The sequence below is a fragment of the Mesorhizobium sp. CO1-1-8 genome (assembly GCF_020164875.1).
In the GTDB taxonomy this organism is placed as follows: Bacteria; Pseudomonadota; Alphaproteobacteria; order Rhizobiales; family Rhizobiaceae; genus Mesorhizobium.
Genome location: NZ_JAIUGZ010000018.1, coordinates 60895 through 78027 on the forward strand (window position 1 = coordinate 60895; position 17133 = coordinate 78027).

A 17133-nucleotide genomic window follows, 5' to 3' on the forward strand; every position below is an offset into this window, starting at 1 on the left:
CATGGCCGAGGCCTATATCTGCAACTACATCCGCACGCCGATCGGCCGCTTCGGCGGTTCGCTGGCGTCGGTGCGATCAGACGATCTCGGCGCGATACCCCTGAGAGCGCTGGTCGAGCGCAATCCCGGCATCGACTGGCAGGCGGTCGACGATGTCGTCTATGGCTGCGCCAACCAGGCCGGCGAGGACAACCGCAACGTGGCGCGCATGGCGCTGCTGCTGGCCGGCTTGCCGAAGGCAATTCCGGGCTCGACGGTCAATCGCTTGTGCGGCTCCGGGATGGATGCCCTGACCATCGCAGCTCGAGCCATCAAGGCCGGCGAGGTGGCGCTGATGATCACGGGCGGCGTCGAATCGATGAGCCGGGCGCCCTTCGTCATGCCCAAGGCCGACACGGCGTTCTCGCGCAATGCCGAGATTTACGACACCACCATCGGCTGGCGCTTCGTCAACCCGCTGATGAAGCAGCAGTATGGCGTCGATTCGATGCCGGAGACCGGTGAGAACGTCGCGGAAGAGTTTGCCATCTCCCGCGCGGACCAGGATGCCTTTGCCGTGCGCAGCCAGGACAAGGCGGTCGCGGCGCAAGCCAATGGAAGGCTGGCGAAGGAAATCACGGAGGTGACGATCCCGCAGCGCAAGGGTGATCCGATCGTCGTCGCGAAGGATGAGCATCCGCGCGCTGGCTCAACGGTCGAGGCGCTGGCCAAGCTGCCGACGCCGTTCCGCCAGGGCGGCACAGTCACGGCCGGCAATGCCTCCGGCGTCAATGACGGGGCTGCTGCGCTGATCGTTGCTTCTGAGGCGGCGGTGAAGAAATACGGCCTGACGCCGATCGCCCGCATCCTCGGCGGTGCTGCCGCAGGCGTGGCGCCGCGCATCATGGGCATCGGCCCGGTGCCGGCGACGCAAAAACTCTGCGCGCGGCTCGGGCTGACGCCAAGACAGTTCGATGTCATCGAACTCAACGAAGCCTTTGCCTCGCAAGGCATCGCCGTGCTGCGCCAGCTCGGCATTGCCGAGGATGCCGAGCACGTCAACCCGAATGGCGGCGCCATCGCGCTTGGCCATCCCTTGGGCATGTCGGGCGCACGCATATCCGGCACGGCGGCGCTCGAACTGCGCGAGCGCGGCGGCCGGTATGCGCTGGCAACCATGTGTATCGGCGTCGGCCAAGGCATAGCCATCGCGCTCGAACGGGTTTGACCGGCAAGCCGCTCCAGCTGACATCGAGAATCCGGTGCGTGGCCAAATTTGACCACGTGGACAAAAGTGCGGCGCCGTTCCATAGTTCTTCGTCTGATATTTTCACGAACAGCCGGCTCGACACGGCTGTCGAACAGAGGGGAATGCAATGGAAAACCGGAAGAACAGATTTCAATCCGCACGCGAAGGGCTTTCGCGACGCAATGTGCTGGAGCTGGGCGCCCTTGGCCTGGCCGCAGCCATGCTGCCAGGCGCTGCCTTCGGCAAGGACAAGAAGCTGAAGGTGGCGGCGATCTTCGCCACACCGATCGAGGAGCCGTGGGACAACCAGATCCACGTCGCCTTGCAGAAGGCCGAGAAGGAACTCGGCATCGAATACAAATGGTCGGAGAAGGTGCAGACCGCCGATTTCAGCCGCGTCATGCGCGAATATGCGCAAGGCGGCTACCAGCTGGTGCTGGGCGACGCCTTCGCCGCCGAGCGTGAATCGCGCCGCACCGCCAAGCAGTTCCCGAAGACCGCCTGGCTATTCGGCTCGGGCGCCGGCCCGGCGGAACCGAATTTCGGTGTCTTCGACAACTGGATCCACGAGCCCGCCTATCTCTCCGGCATGATCGCCAGCAAGATGTCGAAGTCGGGCACGATCGGCGCCGTCGCGGCGATGGGCATTCCGGAGGTGAACCGGCTGGTCAACGCCTTCTTCGCCGGCGCCAAGGAGGTCAACCCGAACATCAAGAAGAAGGTCGCCTTCATCGGCTCCTTCTTCGATCCGCCCAAGGCCAAGGAAGCGGCGGTCGCGCAGATCGACGCCGGCGTCGACGTCATCTATGCCGAGCGCTTCGGCGTCATCGAAGCGGCGGTGGACAAGAAGATCCTCGCCATCTCCAACATGTCCGATCAGTCGAGCCTCGGCCCGGATACGGTGATCACCGGCCCGGTCTGGGACATGTATCCGACGGTCGAACAGGCCATCAAGCTGGTCAAGGCCGGCGTCTTCACCGCGCAGGATTATGGCGACTTCTCGCGCATGGCCAAGGGCGGCTCACATCTGGCGCCCTACCACAAGTTCGACAAGACGCTGCCGGCTGATGTGAAGGAGCTGGTCGAGAAGAAGAAGGCCGAGATTCTCGAAGGCAATTTCCGCGTTGATGTGGATGAGAACACGCCGGTTTCGGATTGATGGCCAGCCTTTTGGGCGGTGCTAAGCGCCCCCTCTGTCCTGCCGGACATCTCCCCCTCGAGGGGGAGATTGGCTGTTTCACCGGCGGCACACTTGTTCGATTTCGATGCAAAAAGTTGACGAAAGCCGAAGTGATATCCGATCTCCCCCTTGAGGGGGAGATGGCCGGCAGGCCAGAGGGGGTGCAGCGCATCCCTCTCAATCAAAGCTGAATCGCAAAGCCATCCTGATCAGGAGCACCCTTGCCCGCCCCCCTCATCGAAATGCGCGGCATCACCAAACACTTCGGCGCCGTCAAAGCGAACGAGGCTGTCGACCTCAGCGTGGCGCCCGGTGAAATCCTCGGGCTGCTGGGTGAGAACGGCGCCGGCAAGACGACGCTGATGAACGTGCTGTTCGGCGCCTATGCGCCCAACGCCGGCGAGATTCTCATCCAAGGCAAGCCGGTGCGGATCACAAGTTCCGCCGATGCGCTGGCCGCCGGCATCGGCATGGTGCACCAGCATTTTCACCTGGCGCCACGGCTCACGGTGCTGGAAAACCTTTTGATCGGCATTCCCGGCAAATCGGGCCGGATCGACCGCGCCGGCGGGCTGGCGCGGCTGGCCGGGATCGGCCGCCAGCACGGGCTGACGCTTGATCCGGACGTGCCGGTCTCGGCGCTGTCGGTGGGCGAGCAGCAGCGGCTCGAGATCGTCAAGGCGCTGTTTCGCGGCGCCAAGCTCTTGATCCTCGACGAGCCGACGGCGGTGCTGGCGCCGAACGAGGTCGACGGGCTGTTTTCGGCGTTGCGCTCGATGGCGGCGCAAGGCCTCGGCATCATCTTCATCTCGCACAAGCTCAACGAGGTGAGGGCGCTGACGCATCGCTGCACGGTGCTGCGGCATGGCCGCGTTGCCGGGCGCGTCGATGACCCCGCCAACACGACGCCCTCGGAGATGGCAACACTCATGTGCGGCCACGAGATCGTGCCGCCGGCGCGAGGACTGTCGACGCCGGGCGCGGCAGTGCTGACGCTCGATGGCATTTCCACCTCACGACATTCCGGCACGGCGCTGCGCGATGTTTCGCTTGCCGTACGTGCTGGCGAAATCCTCGGCATTGCCGGGGTGTCGGGCAATGGCCAGCGAGCGCTGGCGGAGGTGATCTCCGGGACACGCCTGCCGGATGCCGGCCAGATGACGATTGCCGGTCAGAAAGTCTCGCGGTTTTCGCCGCGCGAGGTGCAGGCGCTCGGCCTCGGCCGCATTCCGGAAGACCGCATGACGACCGGACTGGTCACCAATTTGCCGCTGGCCGATTCGATGGTGCTGCCGCGCATCGGTACCGCCGCGTTCAGCAGCAAGGGCTTGCTCAAGCCGGATGCGATCCGCGCCTTTGCGGAAGAGCAGATCAAGGCCTATGATATCAGGTGCCCCGGCCCGATGACCCGTGCCGGGGCGTTGTCCGGCGGCAATCTGCAGAAGGCGCTTCTGGCGCGCGAGCTCGCCTTCGACCCGAAGGTTCTGATCGTCTCGCAACCGACGCGTGGCCTCGATATCGGTGCTGCGCGCTTCATCCACGAAAAGTTCCTCGACATGCGGGCCAAGGGCTGCGGCATCGTCGTCATCGGCGAGGATCTGGAAGAGCTGCTGGTGCTCTGCGACCGCATCGCGGTGATGTACGAGGGCCGCATTGTCGGCACGCTGGACAGCGCCGATGCGACGATCGCACGGCTCGGCCTGATGATGACCGGGGCGGAGGGCCATAGCTGATGTTTCGCCTGGAAGTTCGCACGTCAACGCCGGCCTGGTTCAATCTGGCTTTGCCGCTGCTGGCGATCGGCGCAACGCTCATCCTGTGCAGCGGCCTCATCGCGCTGGCTGGCGCCGGTGTGCTCGAAGCCTATGGGGTGATGTTCACGGCGTCGCTGGGAGACAGCTACACCATCACCGAAACGATGGTGCGCGCAACGCCGATGATTTTTACCGGACTGGCGGTCGCGGTCGCCTTCCGGGCCAAATTCTGGAACATCGGCGCCGAGGGTCAATTGCTGGCCGGTGCGGTGGCCAGCTGCTCTGTCGGCGCCATTCCGATGCCGGGGCCGCTCGCCATGGTGTTGATGGCGGTCGCAGGCGCTGCGGCCGGGGCCGCGGTCGCGCTGGTGCCGGCGAGCCTCAGAGTAAAATTCAAGGTCGACGATGTCGTCAGTTCGCTGCTGCTCAACTCGGTCATCTACTACGCTCTGATGGCGCTGATCGAAGGCCCGTGGAAGGATAGTTTCAGCGGCTATCCGATCTCGCCGCCGATCGAGGATTCGGCCAATTTCCCGGTGCTGCTCGAAGGCACGCGGCTGCATCTCGGCGTTATCGTGGCACTGCTGGCGGCGCCGCTGATCTGGTTCCTGATCGTGCGCACGACGCTCGGCTTCAGGATCAGGGTTACCGGCGAGAATCCCGAAGCCGCCCGCTATGGCGGCATCCATGTCGAGCGGGTGCTGATCTCGACGGCGCTGCTGTCCGGCGCGTTGGCCGGGTTGGCCGGCGTCGGCGAGGTCGGAGGCGTGCATTTCCAGGTGATGAGCGACATCTCGCCGGGCTACGGCTATTCGGGCATCGTCGTTGCCATGCTGGCGCGGCTCAACCCGCTTGGCGTCGTGCCGGCGGCGATCTTCCTTGCCGCCGTGATGACCGGCGCCGAGGCGATGTCGCGCGCCACCGGCGTGCCGGCCTTCCTCAGTGACGTCATCCAGGGCACCGCATTGCTTGCCATGCTGGTGGCGCTGCTGTTCACCGCCTATCGCATCCGCCGCGTCGGGGTTGCCCGATGAGCGCGATGTTCGAACAGATCTTTCAGGTCGGCTTCCTGGCCGCGATCATCCGCATCGCCACGCCGCTGGCTTTTGCAACGCTGGGCGAGATGTTCTCGGAACGGGCCGGCGTGCTCAATCTCGGCATCGAAGGCATCATGCTTTTGTCGGCGATGACCGGCTTCACCGCCGCCAGCCTCAGCGGCAGCCTGTGGCTCGGCGTGCTGGCGGCGGTGCTGACCGGCATGCTGATGAGCGCGCTGCATGCGCTGTTCACGGTGGTACTCGGCCTCAGCCAGCATGTCTGCGGCATCGGCGTGACGCTGTTCTCGTCGGGCCTCGCCTATTTCCTCTACCGGCTGATCTTCGGCCAGCAATCGGTGCCGCCCAACATCAAGGGTTTTCAGACACTGCCGATCCCGGTCCTCTCCGACATTCCGGTGCTCGGCCCGGCGGTGTTCAACCAGTTCGCGCTCGTCTACATGGCAATCCTGGCCATTCCGCTGGCTGCCTTCGTGCTCTACCGCACGCCATGGGGCCTGTCGGTGCGCATGGTCGGTGAAAACCCGCGCGCCGCCGATTCGGCCGGTGTCAGCGTCATTGCCACGCGCTTCCAGGCAGTCGTCCTCGGCGGCGCGCTGATGGGGCTGGCCGGCGCCTTCCTGTCGATGGCGCAGTTCAACGCCTTCACCTTCGGCGTCGTCTCCGGGCGCGGCTGGGTGGCGATCGCGCTGGTCGTCTTCGGCCGCTGGGATCCATGGCGCTCGGCGGGTGCAGCACTTCTGTTCGCCTTCGTCGATGCCTTGCAACTGCGCATGCAGGCCAGCGGCCTCGGGCACATCCCCTACGAGGCGTTCCTGATGCTGCCGTTCATCTTCACCATCGTCGCCATGGCGGTGATGTCGCGCAACGCGGTGGCGCCTTCGGCGCTGCTCAAGCCGTTTCGGCGCGAGGAGCGGTAGCAAGGCTTGGGTTCCGGAAAGCCTCACATAGCCGTAAAACCGTTATCCACGAACAGATGCGTGCCGTTGACAAAGCTCGACTCGTCGCTGGCCAGGTAGAGTGCGGCCTTGGCCACCTCTTCCGGCTCGCCGATGCGGCCCTGCTGTGCGGCCAGCGCCGCGTCCGAGACGTCGACACCGAGCCTGCCGAGGTCGGCGACCTCGCGCACGCCGTGCGGCGTGCGGATGAAGCCGGGGCAGACCGCGTTGCAGCGGATGTTGCGGTCCCGGAACTCGACGGCGATGGCGCGGGCGAACATGTGGCAGGCGCCCTTGGTGGTGTCGTAGAGGACTTCGTTGGGAGTTGCCGCCACCGCCGAGATCGACGAGGTGCAGACGATCGAGCCGCCGCCCGCCGCAATCATGCCGGGCAGCACGGCGCGCGTCATCAGGAACATCGAGCGCACATTGACGGCATGCAGCCAGTCCCATTCCTGGACCGTCGTCTCCAGGAAGGGTTTGATGACGATGGTGCCGGCGTGGTTGAACAGCACAGTGACCGGTCCGAGTTTTTCGATAGCACCCTTCACGGCCGCCTCCACCTGGGCCTCGTCGGAGACGTCGGCGACAAAATGCTCGGCGACGTGGCCGCGTGCCCTGATTGTCGCTGCGGTTGCGGCGGCCGCCTCGCCGTTGCGGTCGATGATCGCCACCTTGGCACCTTCCGCCGCGAAAAGTTCCGAAGCCGCGCCGCCCATTCCCGTCGCGCCACCCGAAATGATGGCAATTTTGCCGGCCAGTCTCGTGCCCATTCTTCTGCCCCCTATGTGACGATTTCGCCTTGCTGGTTGGGCGATGCTACCGCGCCCGCGCCGGGCGGCCAATCCACGAATTGGGTGCAGCGGGGACAAGGCCATGGGTCCATTCCAGACGCAGAGCGAACCGGACCTGCCCTATGGATCGGCCGTCCGCGCGGGCTCTCTAAGCGAGTGCCCACCAATTCCCATCCTCGTAGGAGAAAATAATTCTATCTTTGGCCAAAAAATAGCAATCGACAAAGTCTACAAGTTTTATAGATTAACCGCCGAGACGGAGGTCGATATGTCCTATATTCAGAACGCCCAGACGGATCGTAGCGGCCAGCGGGCGGCCAATGCCCAGGCCTTTCGCCCGGCCTATGCCGGGGCTTTCGCCTATCTCGTCTTTGCCCTTGCGTTCGTGTTCACCGGGGCCGTTGTTCTGGGCCTTATTCCCTGAGTCGTCAGATCGACCGGGGTTAACTGCCCACCGCTTTCAGACAATCGGAGTTGAATGAACCGAATCCTCGGCGTGCTTTCGCGCGCCCGACACCACGGAGGACATGGCAATGCCGATCGAGTTCACGCATATTCCCGGCAAGACCGCCGATGCCGCTGTTCCCTTTTTCTACGACTTTGCCGAGACCGCGACCAAGCTCGGGCTGATCGAGGATGGCGGCTTCCGCAAGATCGTCGTCGACGATTCGGCCGGACTGCTGACCAACATGGATCTTGCGGCCCAAGTGCTCGATCGCACTTCATCGCTGGAAGTCGTGCTCACCCATTGGGCGGGCGTGGTCGAACCGACCGTGGCGGCCCGCCAACTGGCGTCGATCGACAGGAAAAGCGGCGGGCGCCTGGCGCTGAGAATGATCAGCGAGCCGCTGAGCGATGCCGACGCCGAAACTCGGCCGGTCGGGCACACCGTCATCTGGCAGCGCATAGACGAATATCTGGTGCTGCTGAAGCGGCTGTGGTCGAACGACCGGCCCTTCGACCACGAAGGAACATTCTACAGCATCAAGGGCGGCTATATCGAGCGCAAGGGACCGCACGGCGCCGACCTGGTCATCCGCATGGGCGGGCAGTCCGGAACGGCGCTCAAGGTGGCCGGCCGGCATGCCGATGTCTTTGAATTGGCGCCGGGCTCGATCGATGAGATCCGGCAATTGATGGAGCGGGTGCGCCGCTCCGCCGCCGAACATGGTCGGGCCGGCAAGCTGCGCTTCGCGCTTCCCGTCGGGATTCACCAAGGTGCTTCCGCCTCCGGCCACAAGGCGGTCGATGTTGCCGGGCCGCCAGCCCAGGCCGCCCTGTCGCTGCTTGCCTATGCAGCCCTCGGGATCGATGAATTCATGATTGTCGGCGTCGACACGCCACGCGAGATCGCAACGCTCGGCCGGGAAACGATCGCCCTGCTGCGCAATTCGCTGGCGCGTCGCGAACACGAGGCATTCCAGCCTGGGGCATATGCGTCTCGTGCAGGATTGGAGACGCGCGCAAAGGGTTGAAGTCCTTCAGCCTTTTGTTGTCTCAGGCAGGCCTGTCGCCAAGCCGTGACAGGCCTTCAATGACAGCGCTCGAATCCGCCAGCACGCCGAAGACGCCGTCTTCGACCGTCACCATATGAAGCGCGGCCTCGTGGGCTTGTCTGTCTCCGCTGGCGCAAGCATCGGAAATCGTCAGGCATTGAAAGTTGCGGTCGCAGGCTTCGCGCAGCGTGGTGTGGACGCAGACATCCGTCGTGCATCCGGAAAACATGAGATGCGTGATGCCTTGCGCGCGGAGCACAAGCTCGAAATCCGTATAAATGAAGGCGCTGTTGCAGGTCTTGTCGACAATGATGTCGTGCGGTGCCACGTCGATCTCCGGAACGATCTGGAACCCCGTGCCCGAGCGCAGCAGAATATCGGTGCCGTCGAGACCGGCGCGCTTGCGGCGCCATTTTTCGTAAGGCGTCATATCGGCCATATCGGCCCGATAGCCTTGCCTGGTGTGGATGACCCTGACGCCGGCCTTGCGCGCGGCCGCGATCAGCCGGCTCACCGTCGGCAGGATCGCCCTTAGCGGCGAGGGGTCATATCCCTGCCTGGCGAAATAGCCCGTCGTCGACAGGAAATCCTGCTGCAGGTCGATGACGATCAGCGCGGTGTTTTCGGCCACTAGCCTGCCGTCATAGGGGAAGTCGAAGGGCGTCGCCTTGATCATCCGGGGCTCTCTCCTCACCGATTGTGAGGGTCCATCCTGACGGGCGAAGTTGCAGCCGTCCATCCGGGCAGCAATCCTAACACCAAGAGGCAGGACGAGCGGCGTCGTGCCGACGACGACGGTTCGCCGTGCAAACCCTACTCGACACGACGACGATAAGGTCGCCACCGTTGTCCGAAATGTCACGGTTACGTCGCGACGATTTGTTGACCATTGCAGTCATCTTCAATGTTGACTAGTAATGTCATGTTTCATAGTCAACCGGGCATCCTCTGCCGAAAGTCGGAATCTGGAAATGCGGGCGGCCGCACTGGAGAAAAGCCATGAGCATGGCTGGAATTGATGCCCAGACTGCCTTCCATATCCACGCGGTGCGCTTTGCCGTCGGCGAGCGGACGCTGCTCGGTCCGGTCTCGCTCGAACTGCAGCGCTCGCGGGTCTATGGGCTGATCGGCCACAATGGTTCGGGCAAGTCGACGCTGATCAAGCTCATGGCGCGCCAGCAGCCGGCGAGCTCAGGCGTCATCACTTTCGCCAGGCGTCTGCTGCCGCAATGGGGCGCCGGCGAATTTGCCCGCGCGCTTGCCTATCTGCCGCAGACGACACCGGCGGCGACCGGCCTCACCGTGCGCGAACTGGCGACGTTGGGGCGCTATCCCTGGCACGGCGCGCTTGGCCGTTTCCGCGCGGAAGACAGGCAGCATGTCGACGAGGCGCTGGCCCTGACCGACATGGACGTGTTCGCGGATCGGTTGGTGGACGAATTGTCCGGCGGCGAACGCCAGCGCGCCTGGCTCACCATGCTGGTGGCGCAGAACGCCGGTGTCATGCTGCTCGACGAGCCGATCTCGGCACTCGACATCGCCCATCAGGTCGAGGTGCTCGGGCTGGTCAAGGATCTCAGCCGCAAACGCGACCTATGCGTTGTCGTCGTGCTGCACGATCCCAACATGGCGGCGCGCTACTGCGACGAGCTGATCGCGCTCAAGGACGGCAAGCTGCTGACGCGCGGCACGCCCGGCGAAATCATGCGCAGCGATGTGCTGAAAGGCATTTTCGGCGTGGAGATGGGCGTGTTCGCGCACCCGGTCACCGGCCAGCCTGTCGGCTATGTGCAGTGACGAGATCTGATGCGGCGGCGGGAAATAGAAGGCGGCAAGCCGCTGTGAGAACAAGGAAGAAGCTGTTGTCGAGAACTGGTTTGTTGGCGGCGTTGGTCGCATCCGTCATCCTGTCGGCCGGCAGCGCGATGGCCCAGGAGCAACCGGCCGGTGCCGCGCCGGCGATTGAAGCCCCCACCCCGGCTGCTCCCGCAGCCCCAGCGCCGAGTGCGCCGGCACCCGCCGCACCGGCAGTCGCTCCGCCGGCCATGATGGCGCCTTCGCAGCCAGGCACCCAGCCGGCGACGATGGAGCTGACCTTGCCGCATGATCTGTCGCCATGGGGCATGTTCATGGCGGCCGATGTCGTCGTCAAGGCGGTGATGATCGGGCTGGCCTTTGCCTCGCTCGTCACCTGGACGATATGGCTGGCCAAATCGCTGGAGATTTTTGGCGGCAAGCTGCGCATCCAGCGCGCCGTGCGGGCGATCGGCGAAGCCGCCACGCTGAAGCAGGCCAGCCGTACCCTCGACCGCAGCGGCGGCCCCGGCACGCTGCTGGTGCGGGCGGCGGAAGAAGAGACCGCACTCTCAGCCGGCGCGCTCGATCATGTCCCGGGCGATGGCCTCAAGGAACGGGTCACGTCGCGCCTGTCGCGCATCGAGGCGGCGGCGGCGCGGCGCATGTCGCGCGGCACCGGCGTGCTGGCGACGATCGGCTCGACCGCGCCCTTTGTCGGCCTGTTCGGCACTGTCTGGGGCATCATGAACGCCTTCATCGGCATCTCTCAGGCGCAGACCACCAATCTCGCCGTGGTCGCGCCGGGCATCGCCGAAGCGCTGTTGGCCACCGCGATGGGCCTTGTCGCGGCGATACCGGCCGTCGTCATCTACAACGTCTTTGCCCGCTCGATAGCCGGCTACCGGCAGATCCTCGCCGATGCCTCGGCCGGGGTCGAACGACTGGTCAGCCGCGACCTAGACTTCCGCACCGTCGCGCCGGCAGCGGCGCTGGCGGCGGAGTAGCGCCATGGGAACCAGAATGCGACAGACCATGGATGACGATCTCGAGGAAAGCCACGAGATCAACGTCACCCCGTTCATCGATGTCATCCTGGTGCTGTTGATCATCTTCATGGTCGCGGCACCGTTGGCCACGGTGGATGTCAATGTCGACCTGCCGGGTTCGACCGCAACGCCCGCACCGAGGCCCGAGACACCGCTGTTCCTGACGCTGAAGGGCGATCTGACGCTGGCGATCGGCAACGATAGCGTGCCGCGCCCGGCGTTCGCCGCGACGCTGGACGCCAAGACCAAGGGCGACAAGCAGACGCGCATCTTCCTGCGCGCCGACAAGGCGGTCGCCTATGGTGACCTGATGGAGGCGATGAACCTGCTGCGCGGCGCCGGCTATCTGAAGATCGCGCTGGTCGGCCTGGAGACGCCTTCCGCGTCCAATGCTCTGGCACCCTCAGCCGCTGGTGCTGCGGTGCCATGACGCAAGCGGTCGCCGTGCCCTCGGTCCAGTTGTCGCGCTTCGGTTGGCGCGACCTTGGCTTGTGGACCGGTGCTGCCGCGCTGGTCCTTGGAACTCATGTCGCGGTCGCCTATGCAGTGCAGAATCTCACCATGGTCACCGAAGCGGATGGCGGCCCACCTCCGGCCCAGATAATCGAGATGGCGCCAATGGTGGTGATGCCGGCCGTGGAAGAACAGGTCGCCGCGCTGGACGCGGTGACGCCAGATCAGACCGAACCGACGCCGACGACCGAGCCGACACCTGAAGAACCGGTCGAAAAGGCGGAGCCGGTTGTCGAGCCGTCGGAAGCGGTCGCGCCCGACGAGGCCGAACCCACCCGGACCGAAACGACTGAACAGGTCGATCAGCAGCCGCCGGATGAGGTCGTCCCGGATGTTGTCGAGGCTGTCACGCCAGACGTCGTCATTCCCTTGCCGCAGCCGAAACCGGTCGAAATTGTCAAAGACAAGAAACCGGTCGCGGCCAAGGCGAAAAAGCCTGTCGAGAAGCCCAAGCCGCGGCTTAAGAAGGAGAAGGCGGCTCCGCCGAAGACGGCAACCGTCGCCAGCGCCGACGCACGGCCCGCGGCCAGGACCGCCGCGCCGAAGGCGGCGGAATCGACGTCGCGCTCCGGCGACTCCAGCAAATGGGACTCCCGTCTGGGCGCCTGGATCAAGCGGCACACGCGCTATCCCAGCTCTGCCAAGGCCCGAGGCGTGGAAGGCAGGCCGTACGTCGCCTTCACGGTCGACTCGTCCGGCCGAGTCTTGTCTGCCAGGCTCTCTCGTTCCTCCGGAGATGCGGATCTGGACCGTGCGGCACTCGCCGTGCTGCAAGGCGCCACGGTGCCGGCACCGCCACCGGACCTTGGCTCGCGTCTGAGTCGTACAGCGCCGTTCGTGTTCAACCTGCGCAACTAAGACTAGAGCCGAACTTGATCGGCCGGCCTGTCAATAGGTCAGTGAGAGGCTCAGGGCCTCGACCTGTTCGAGATAGAAACGGCATTTCGTGCGCAAGAGCCCGAGGCTCGGGTCATCGGTTCCGTTGATCTCGATGGTCTGCATCATGAAGTCGAAATGGGCGTGGAAGGCGTCCACTGTACCCCAGAGACTGTCGGCCTGGCAGCTGTCGGCAATCGCCATCGAGACGAGTTGGCGGGCCTCGACCCGCGCAGCGTCAGGCGATGGCGGGTGCCTTGCGATCAAGGCCTCGAGCCGGCTGAAAATGCTTTCCCTGGCGTCGACGCTTCCGATGTTGGCAATCATGTTCATGTGCAAGTCCCCCTTGGCAATTCCAGCCGCAACGGTTTCCTGTCTGGAATTGCTTGAAAAAATGGCTAGAGCCGACTCAGTGTTCGCAATCGCCTTGGGTTAGAGCGACTGGGTGCCGGTTCTGCGGACAGGATGCCATCAAGGCCGGGATTGCGGCCGCATCGGAGGGATTGCCCCTGATGATGTTGGCGACCTCGGCATCGGCCTGCTCGAACCAGTAGACCATGTCGGCGCGGTGCAGATCTGTCGCGGCTTTCTTCAGCAGCGGCAGCAGGCTTTGCAACGCGCACAGCGTCTCCCAGCGGTTTGGCCGGGAGGTCGAGCCGGCCACCGCGCATGCGGCTGACGCTTGCATGTCGCTACGCTCTCCGTGGCTGGGCGGCACGATTGTCCTTTGCCTGCGCCTTGGGATGCAGCGGATTGCCGCTGAGCTGCGCATGCCTGGCCGGCCGTGCGCCGCGAAGAACGTCGAAGGCCTCCGCATAGGCCATGCCCAGCAGATAGGAGATCATCGGAAAACGGCTTGCTTCGGCCATTTGCACGAGCTCATTGGTCATGGACGAAATATATTGAAGACTATCGATTTCCGACTGGCGTAAGGATTGATTTGGCACGTGCTGCTCCTGTCTCTGGTTATACCCGGGGGACGCGTTACTGGCCGGACTGCACATTGTTGGTCGACTAATTGATGAATTGGCCCGCGATGGACGCGTCTCTTTCCGGGGTCGAGAGGGTCAAGGCATAGATCGGTGCGTCGGTGAGACTGTCGAGACCAAGCAGCCGCTTGATCGCGGAATGACTGAGCGCGGCTGTCGGACATGCCGACAGGCCATGATTGGTCGCCGCCAGCATGATGTTCTGGCCGATATGGCCGGCCTCGATCAGCACGACACGATAGGCGTTGGCGTCCTCATATTTCCACATCGTGCGATCGAGCCTGGCGCAAAGCAGGATCAGGCACGGCATGGTATCAGCCCACTCCTGTCCGCCGACCAGTTCGGAAATCTTCGGCAGATGGTTCGCGGAAATCCTGCCAAGGTCGTGATCCGCGGCGGAATAGTGATAGACACCGGGTTCGAGGCCATCGACGCCGAGCGCGACCACATAGGCCTCATAGGGATTTCGCGCGCCGCCGGAAGGGGTCATGCCAAGCGGCAGGGCGCCAACGCAATTGGCGGTCTCGCCGATGATGCCGAGCCCTGCGAACAGGCAATCGGAAAGCTGTTTGGCCGTGATGGTGGGCCGAGCCGCCGTGCGGTTGGTGCGCCGCCGCGCCATCAAGCTAAGAAGTTCGCTGTCTTCCAGTGCATTCGGCAGCTGGATGGCGCCAGCCGAATTCTTGAGCAGGAGGTCCGGCTGCGGCGTATGGCCGGCGCGTTCTATCTGCCGCTCTTCCGCTTGCTCAATGGTCATGTATTCGCTGTCCTGGACGCAGAAATGCATCAGCGCCGTCGGAAGCCCCCAATTCCATTGTCCTGAAAACTGTTCCTCCTGCTCGGCGAGAGGCGATCCGGCGGTGACCAGGGCGGAGAAATCGAGCAACTGGGGAACGACAGCCTTCAACTCGGACTTCGACCACCCATGGGCGCGGGCAATGTCCGCCGTCGATGCCCATTTGTCCCACGATGCGAGAAGGCCGACCATCTCAGGGCTGCATTCAAATACGCTTCTGGTCAGGAAGTTGCATGCCGTGACCTTGTTTTGTCCGGGGTAGAAAACAAGCGTTTTCGAAGAGCGCATTTTCATGAAGCTGGATGCCATCTGCGGAGCCGAGGCGCCGACAAGCGAACCGCTCGTCGGCGCAGAACGGCTTCAGCGCTTGTTGTAGTGCATACCCTGCGAAAAGAAGACGGTCTGCGTGCCGGCGGCAATCGTCAGCTTCGGAGCATTGGTCACTTTCTTGGCCATTTTTATCCCTTTCCTGACCCCATTTGGGATCCGTTGAAAGACCCCCAGAACGGGATCCGCGTGAAGAAAGGTAAGGTCGGAAGAGTTAATGGTTTGTTAAAATTATAGTAAAACCACGAGTCCAAGACGGGCGCGTGCATTATCTTTCCTGGCATTAAAGTGTAAAATATCGATTTTATTCAAATACAGAGTAGACAATCGTTGTCATACGCTTTGTTGGCGTATGCTTATTCTTATTTGGCGTAAGAGACAGCGATCCAAGGGATTAGCCCAACCCGTCCCGGGTGAGGCTGACAACCAGTTGGTCGACGCCCGGATCGTCGAGACTGATGACATGCGCCATGCTGATGGCATCCCTTGCGTGGATGTTGGCAATGTCGCGCCGCATGATGACGGACACGAATGCCGGGCCGGCCTCCGTCAGGAGCATGGCCTTGCCCATCAGCACCGGTTCGGAGATGGGAGCCCATTGCACGGAGATCAGCGACGGCTCTCCGGTCTGGCGGCGATTGATGCCGCTGAAATAGATCCAGTTCAGCCGCGAGATCGCCACGCCGTAGTGATTGCCGCGCGCTCGTGCCCAGGTCGAGCCACGGCGCTCCGACCATCCTGTGACCCTGCGGAAGGTGACCAGTTCGGCTTCGCGCCGCACGAAGGTCACCGAGCGCATCAGGAGATCGAGGCGGCCCGGGATCGAGAAATAGGTCAAATAGGTGCCGCCCGCGATCGAAGGACTGGGAGGGCGGATCATCTGGTTGAACAGGCTCTCGGAAACTGGCGGCAGGCCACGCATCACTGGCTCGGGTGCGCCGGGATCCTGGTACAGTTCGGCCTCGTCGATCCGAAAGTAATCGCATATCAGCTTGGCGGTGGCCTTGTTGGGAACGGTCTGCCCTTGCAGGTAGCGTTCGAACTGCGTGCGATTGATGTGCAGCTCACGGCATACCGCACTTACGGAGGCATGGTCCTTGCACAGCCGTCTAAGGTTTGCGGCGAGATTCTCGCGAATTGACACGTCTTTGCTTCCGCAGGCGGATTTTTCATTTCGGCTCGAAATCCATATAGCGTCTCCGGTCGCCCCCGCCGAAACGCCTGATCACAACGCACAGAAAAACTGATTTGATAATCTCAATTTAGTGGGGCGGTTTGCAAAAAAAACGGAAACAATCGATGAGCGCTTCCGCCATAAGTCCAATTGACAAAAGCCTTGCCGGATATTGCGAAAACAGGCGGTGCGGTCCGCGGCCTTTTTGGGCGCGCCGGCACAGCAAATGCCAACCGCGGGGCAAGCCGGGACGAGCGTCGCGGACTGTATCTGGCGCGGAGAGTGAAGAATTATTCCGCTGGTGGAGCTGAGGAGGATCGAACTCCTGACCTCGTCATTGCGAACGACGCGCTCTCCCAGCTGAGCTACAGCCCCGTCCAGCGGATGGGGGCATTTATCGGGCGCCGCGGTTTCCTGTCAAGGCGGCGCTTTGCCGAAATCCGTGTCCGCCGACATCGAGCCGGCGCGCGGCGGAAGGCGGCCCTTGCCGGTTTCGCCCGCAATGGCTACATGTCGGCAACAATTGGAGACCGGCATGCTCGCCCTCATTCAGACAATCGTCATGGCGCTTGACCTCTACTGGTGGATCATCATCGCCTCGGCGATCTTCTCCTGGCTCTACGCCTTCAACGTCGTCAATTCGAAAAACCAGTTCGTCGGCAGTATCGGCAACATGCTCTACCGGCTGACCGAGCCGGCGTTGCGGCCGATCCGCCGCTTCATGCCGGACCTCGGCGGCATCGACATCTCGCCGATCATCCTGCTTCTGATCCTGTTCTTCCTGCGGCAGTTCATACTCACCACGGTAGCGCCTCTGGTCCTGTGAGCAGGATGACCGCATGAGCACGCCGTTTCGCCTGCGCGAAAGCGGCGCCGAGCTGTTTGTCCGGCTGACGCCAAAGGCTGCGCTGGACAGGCTCGAAGGCTTCGAGACCGCGGCGGACGCGCGAAGCCATCTGAAGGCGCGCGTCCGCGCCGTGCCGGAAAACGGCGGCGCCAATCATGCGCTCGAAAAGCTGCTGGCCAAGGCTCTGGGCGTGCCCAGGTCCGCTGTCTCGGTTGTCGCCGGCGGCACCGCGCGGCTGAAGACCGTGCGCATTGAAGGCGATCCGGCGACGTTGGCGAAAAGCATCGAGGCGCTCGGCCATCAGTCCTGATGTCCTTGCCGGA

20 protein-coding genes and 1 tRNA gene are annotated in these 17133 nt (G+C 63.5%); 13 read left to right on the plus strand and 8 right to left on the minus strand.

Annotated elements, in window-relative coordinates:
* Position 1 precedes the first annotated feature (1 nt).
* The 5 genes from pcaF (at position 2) to LB558_RS27710 (ending at position 6137) form a co-directional block, all read left to right on the plus strand.
* Complete coding sequence (pcaF, locus tag LB558_RS27690) at positions 2-1207, plus strand: 3-oxoadipyl-CoA thiolase (RefSeq protein WP_224700500.1); 1206 nt, start codon at positions 2-4, stop codon at positions 1205-1207.
* A 148-nt stretch (positions 1208-1355) separates the two neighbouring features.
* Positions 1356-2387: a BMP family protein gene (locus LB558_RS27695; RefSeq protein ID WP_224700452.1), complete on the plus strand. Its 1032-nt coding sequence runs from the start codon at positions 1356-1358 to the stop codon at positions 2385-2387.
* A gap of 242 nt (positions 2388-2629) precedes the next feature.
* On the plus strand, positions 2630-4141 hold the full coding sequence (locus LB558_RS27700; RefSeq protein WP_224700453.1) for an ABC transporter ATP-binding protein: 1512 nt from the start codon (positions 2630-2632) through the stop codon (positions 4139-4141).
* Complete coding sequence (locus LB558_RS27705; RefSeq protein ID WP_224700454.1) at positions 4141-5196, plus strand: ABC transporter permease; 1056 nt, start codon at positions 4141-4143, stop codon at positions 5194-5196. The genes LB558_RS27700 and LB558_RS27705 overlap by 1 nt, the downstream gene beginning before the upstream one ends.
* Positions 5193-6137 carry an ABC transporter permease gene (locus tag LB558_RS27710; RefSeq protein WP_224700455.1) on the plus strand — a complete coding sequence of 315 codons (945 nt, stop codon included), beginning with the start codon at positions 5193-5195 and terminating at the stop codon, positions 6135-6137. The genes LB558_RS27705 and LB558_RS27710 overlap by 4 nt, the downstream gene beginning before the upstream one ends.
* Positions 6138-6160: 23 nt before the next feature.
* On the opposite strand, the gene LB558_RS27715 is transcribed toward LB558_RS27710, so the two are convergent.
* On the minus strand, positions 6161-6928 hold the full coding sequence (locus LB558_RS27715) for an SDR family NAD(P)-dependent oxidoreductase (RefSeq protein WP_224700456.1): 768 nt from the start codon (positions 6926-6928) through the stop codon (positions 6161-6163).
* 289 nt (positions 6929-7217) lie between these two features.
* On the opposite strand from LB558_RS27715, the gene LB558_RS27720 reads away from it, so the two are divergent.
* On the plus strand, positions 7218-7373 hold the full coding sequence (locus LB558_RS27720) for a hypothetical protein (RefSeq protein ID WP_081738744.1): 156 nt from the start codon (positions 7218-7220) through the stop codon (positions 7371-7373).
* A gap of 109 nt (positions 7374-7482) precedes the next feature.
* A complete protein-coding gene (locus LB558_RS27725) occupies positions 7483-8424 on the plus strand; it encodes an LLM class flavin-dependent oxidoreductase (protein WP_224700501.1) in 942 nt (313 codons plus the stop codon).
* Between the two features lie 22 nt (positions 8425-8446).
* On the opposite strand, the gene LB558_RS27730 is transcribed toward LB558_RS27725, so the two are convergent.
* Complete coding sequence (locus LB558_RS27730) at positions 8447-9121, minus strand: cysteine hydrolase family protein (RefSeq protein WP_224700457.1); 675 nt, start codon at positions 9119-9121, stop codon at positions 8447-8449.
* Positions 9122-9450: 329 nt separating this feature from the next.
* Between LB558_RS27730 and LB558_RS27735 the strand changes: the two genes are divergently transcribed.
* The 4 genes from LB558_RS27735 (at position 9451) to LB558_RS27750 (ending at position 12659) form a co-directional block, all read left to right on the plus strand.
* Entirely contained in the window at positions 9451-10242 is a 792-nt protein-coding gene (locus LB558_RS27735; protein ID WP_224700502.1) for an ATP-binding cassette domain-containing protein, read from the plus strand.
* Positions 10243-10307: 65 nt separating this feature from the next.
* Complete coding sequence (exbB, locus tag LB558_RS27740) at positions 10308-11246, plus strand: tonB-system energizer ExbB (RefSeq protein WP_224700458.1); 939 nt, start codon at positions 10308-10310, stop codon at positions 11244-11246.
* A gap of 4 nt (positions 11247-11250) precedes the next feature.
* Positions 11251-11718 (plus strand): TonB system transport protein ExbD, encoded by a 468-nt coding sequence (exbD, locus tag LB558_RS27745; RefSeq protein ID WP_224700459.1) that lies wholly within the window; start codon positions 11251-11253, stop codon positions 11716-11718.
* Positions 11715-12659, plus strand: coding sequence for a TonB family protein (locus tag LB558_RS27750; protein ID WP_224700460.1), 945 nt, complete (start codon positions 11715-11717; stop codon positions 12657-12659). Before exbD ends, LB558_RS27750 begins: the two co-directional genes overlap by 4 nt.
* Before the next feature lie 30 nt (positions 12660-12689).
* Here LB558_RS27750 and LB558_RS27755 read toward each other — a convergent pair whose 3' ends face one another.
* From LB558_RS27755 to LB558_RS27780, 6 genes are all read right to left on the minus strand, one after another.
* Positions 12690-13010, minus strand: coding sequence for a hypothetical protein (locus tag LB558_RS27755; protein WP_224700461.1), 321 nt, complete (start codon positions 13008-13010; stop codon positions 12690-12692).
* A gap of 76 nt (positions 13011-13086) precedes the next feature.
* Positions 13087-13365 (minus strand): hypothetical protein, encoded by a 279-nt coding sequence (locus LB558_RS27760; protein WP_224700462.1) that lies wholly within the window; start codon positions 13363-13365, stop codon positions 13087-13089.
* A 4-nt stretch (positions 13366-13369) separates the two neighbouring features.
* Entirely contained in the window at positions 13370-13624 is a 255-nt protein-coding gene (locus LB558_RS33080; protein ID WP_013528973.1) for a hypothetical protein, read from the minus strand.
* 67 nt (positions 13625-13691) lie between these two features.
* Complete coding sequence (locus LB558_RS27770) at positions 13692-14654, minus strand: SagB/ThcOx family dehydrogenase (protein ID WP_224700464.1); 963 nt, start codon at positions 14652-14654, stop codon at positions 13692-13694.
* Positions 14655-15183: 529 nt separating this feature from the next.
* The gene (locus LB558_RS27775) at positions 15184-15933 is read right to left on the minus strand and encodes a helix-turn-helix domain-containing protein (RefSeq protein WP_224700465.1); all 750 of its coding nucleotides are present in this window, start codon (positions 15931-15933) and stop codon (positions 15184-15186) included.
* A 329-nt stretch (positions 15934-16262) separates the two neighbouring features.
* A tRNA-Ala gene (locus tag LB558_RS27780) sits at positions 16263-16338 on the minus strand.
* A 160-nt stretch (positions 16339-16498) separates the two neighbouring features.
* Here LB558_RS27780 and LB558_RS27785 point away from each other — a divergent pair.
* Both LB558_RS27785 and LB558_RS27790 read left to right on the plus strand, forming a co-directional pair.
* Positions 16499-16789 (plus strand): YggT family protein, encoded by a 291-nt coding sequence (locus tag LB558_RS27785; protein WP_109665382.1) that lies wholly within the window; start codon positions 16499-16501, stop codon positions 16787-16789.
* A gap of 13 nt (positions 16790-16802) precedes the next feature.
* The gene (locus tag LB558_RS27790) at positions 16803-17120 is read left to right on the plus strand and encodes a DUF167 family protein (protein ID WP_224700466.1); all 318 of its coding nucleotides are present in this window, start codon (positions 16803-16805) and stop codon (positions 17118-17120) included.
* Positions 17121-17133 lie beyond the last annotated feature (13 nt).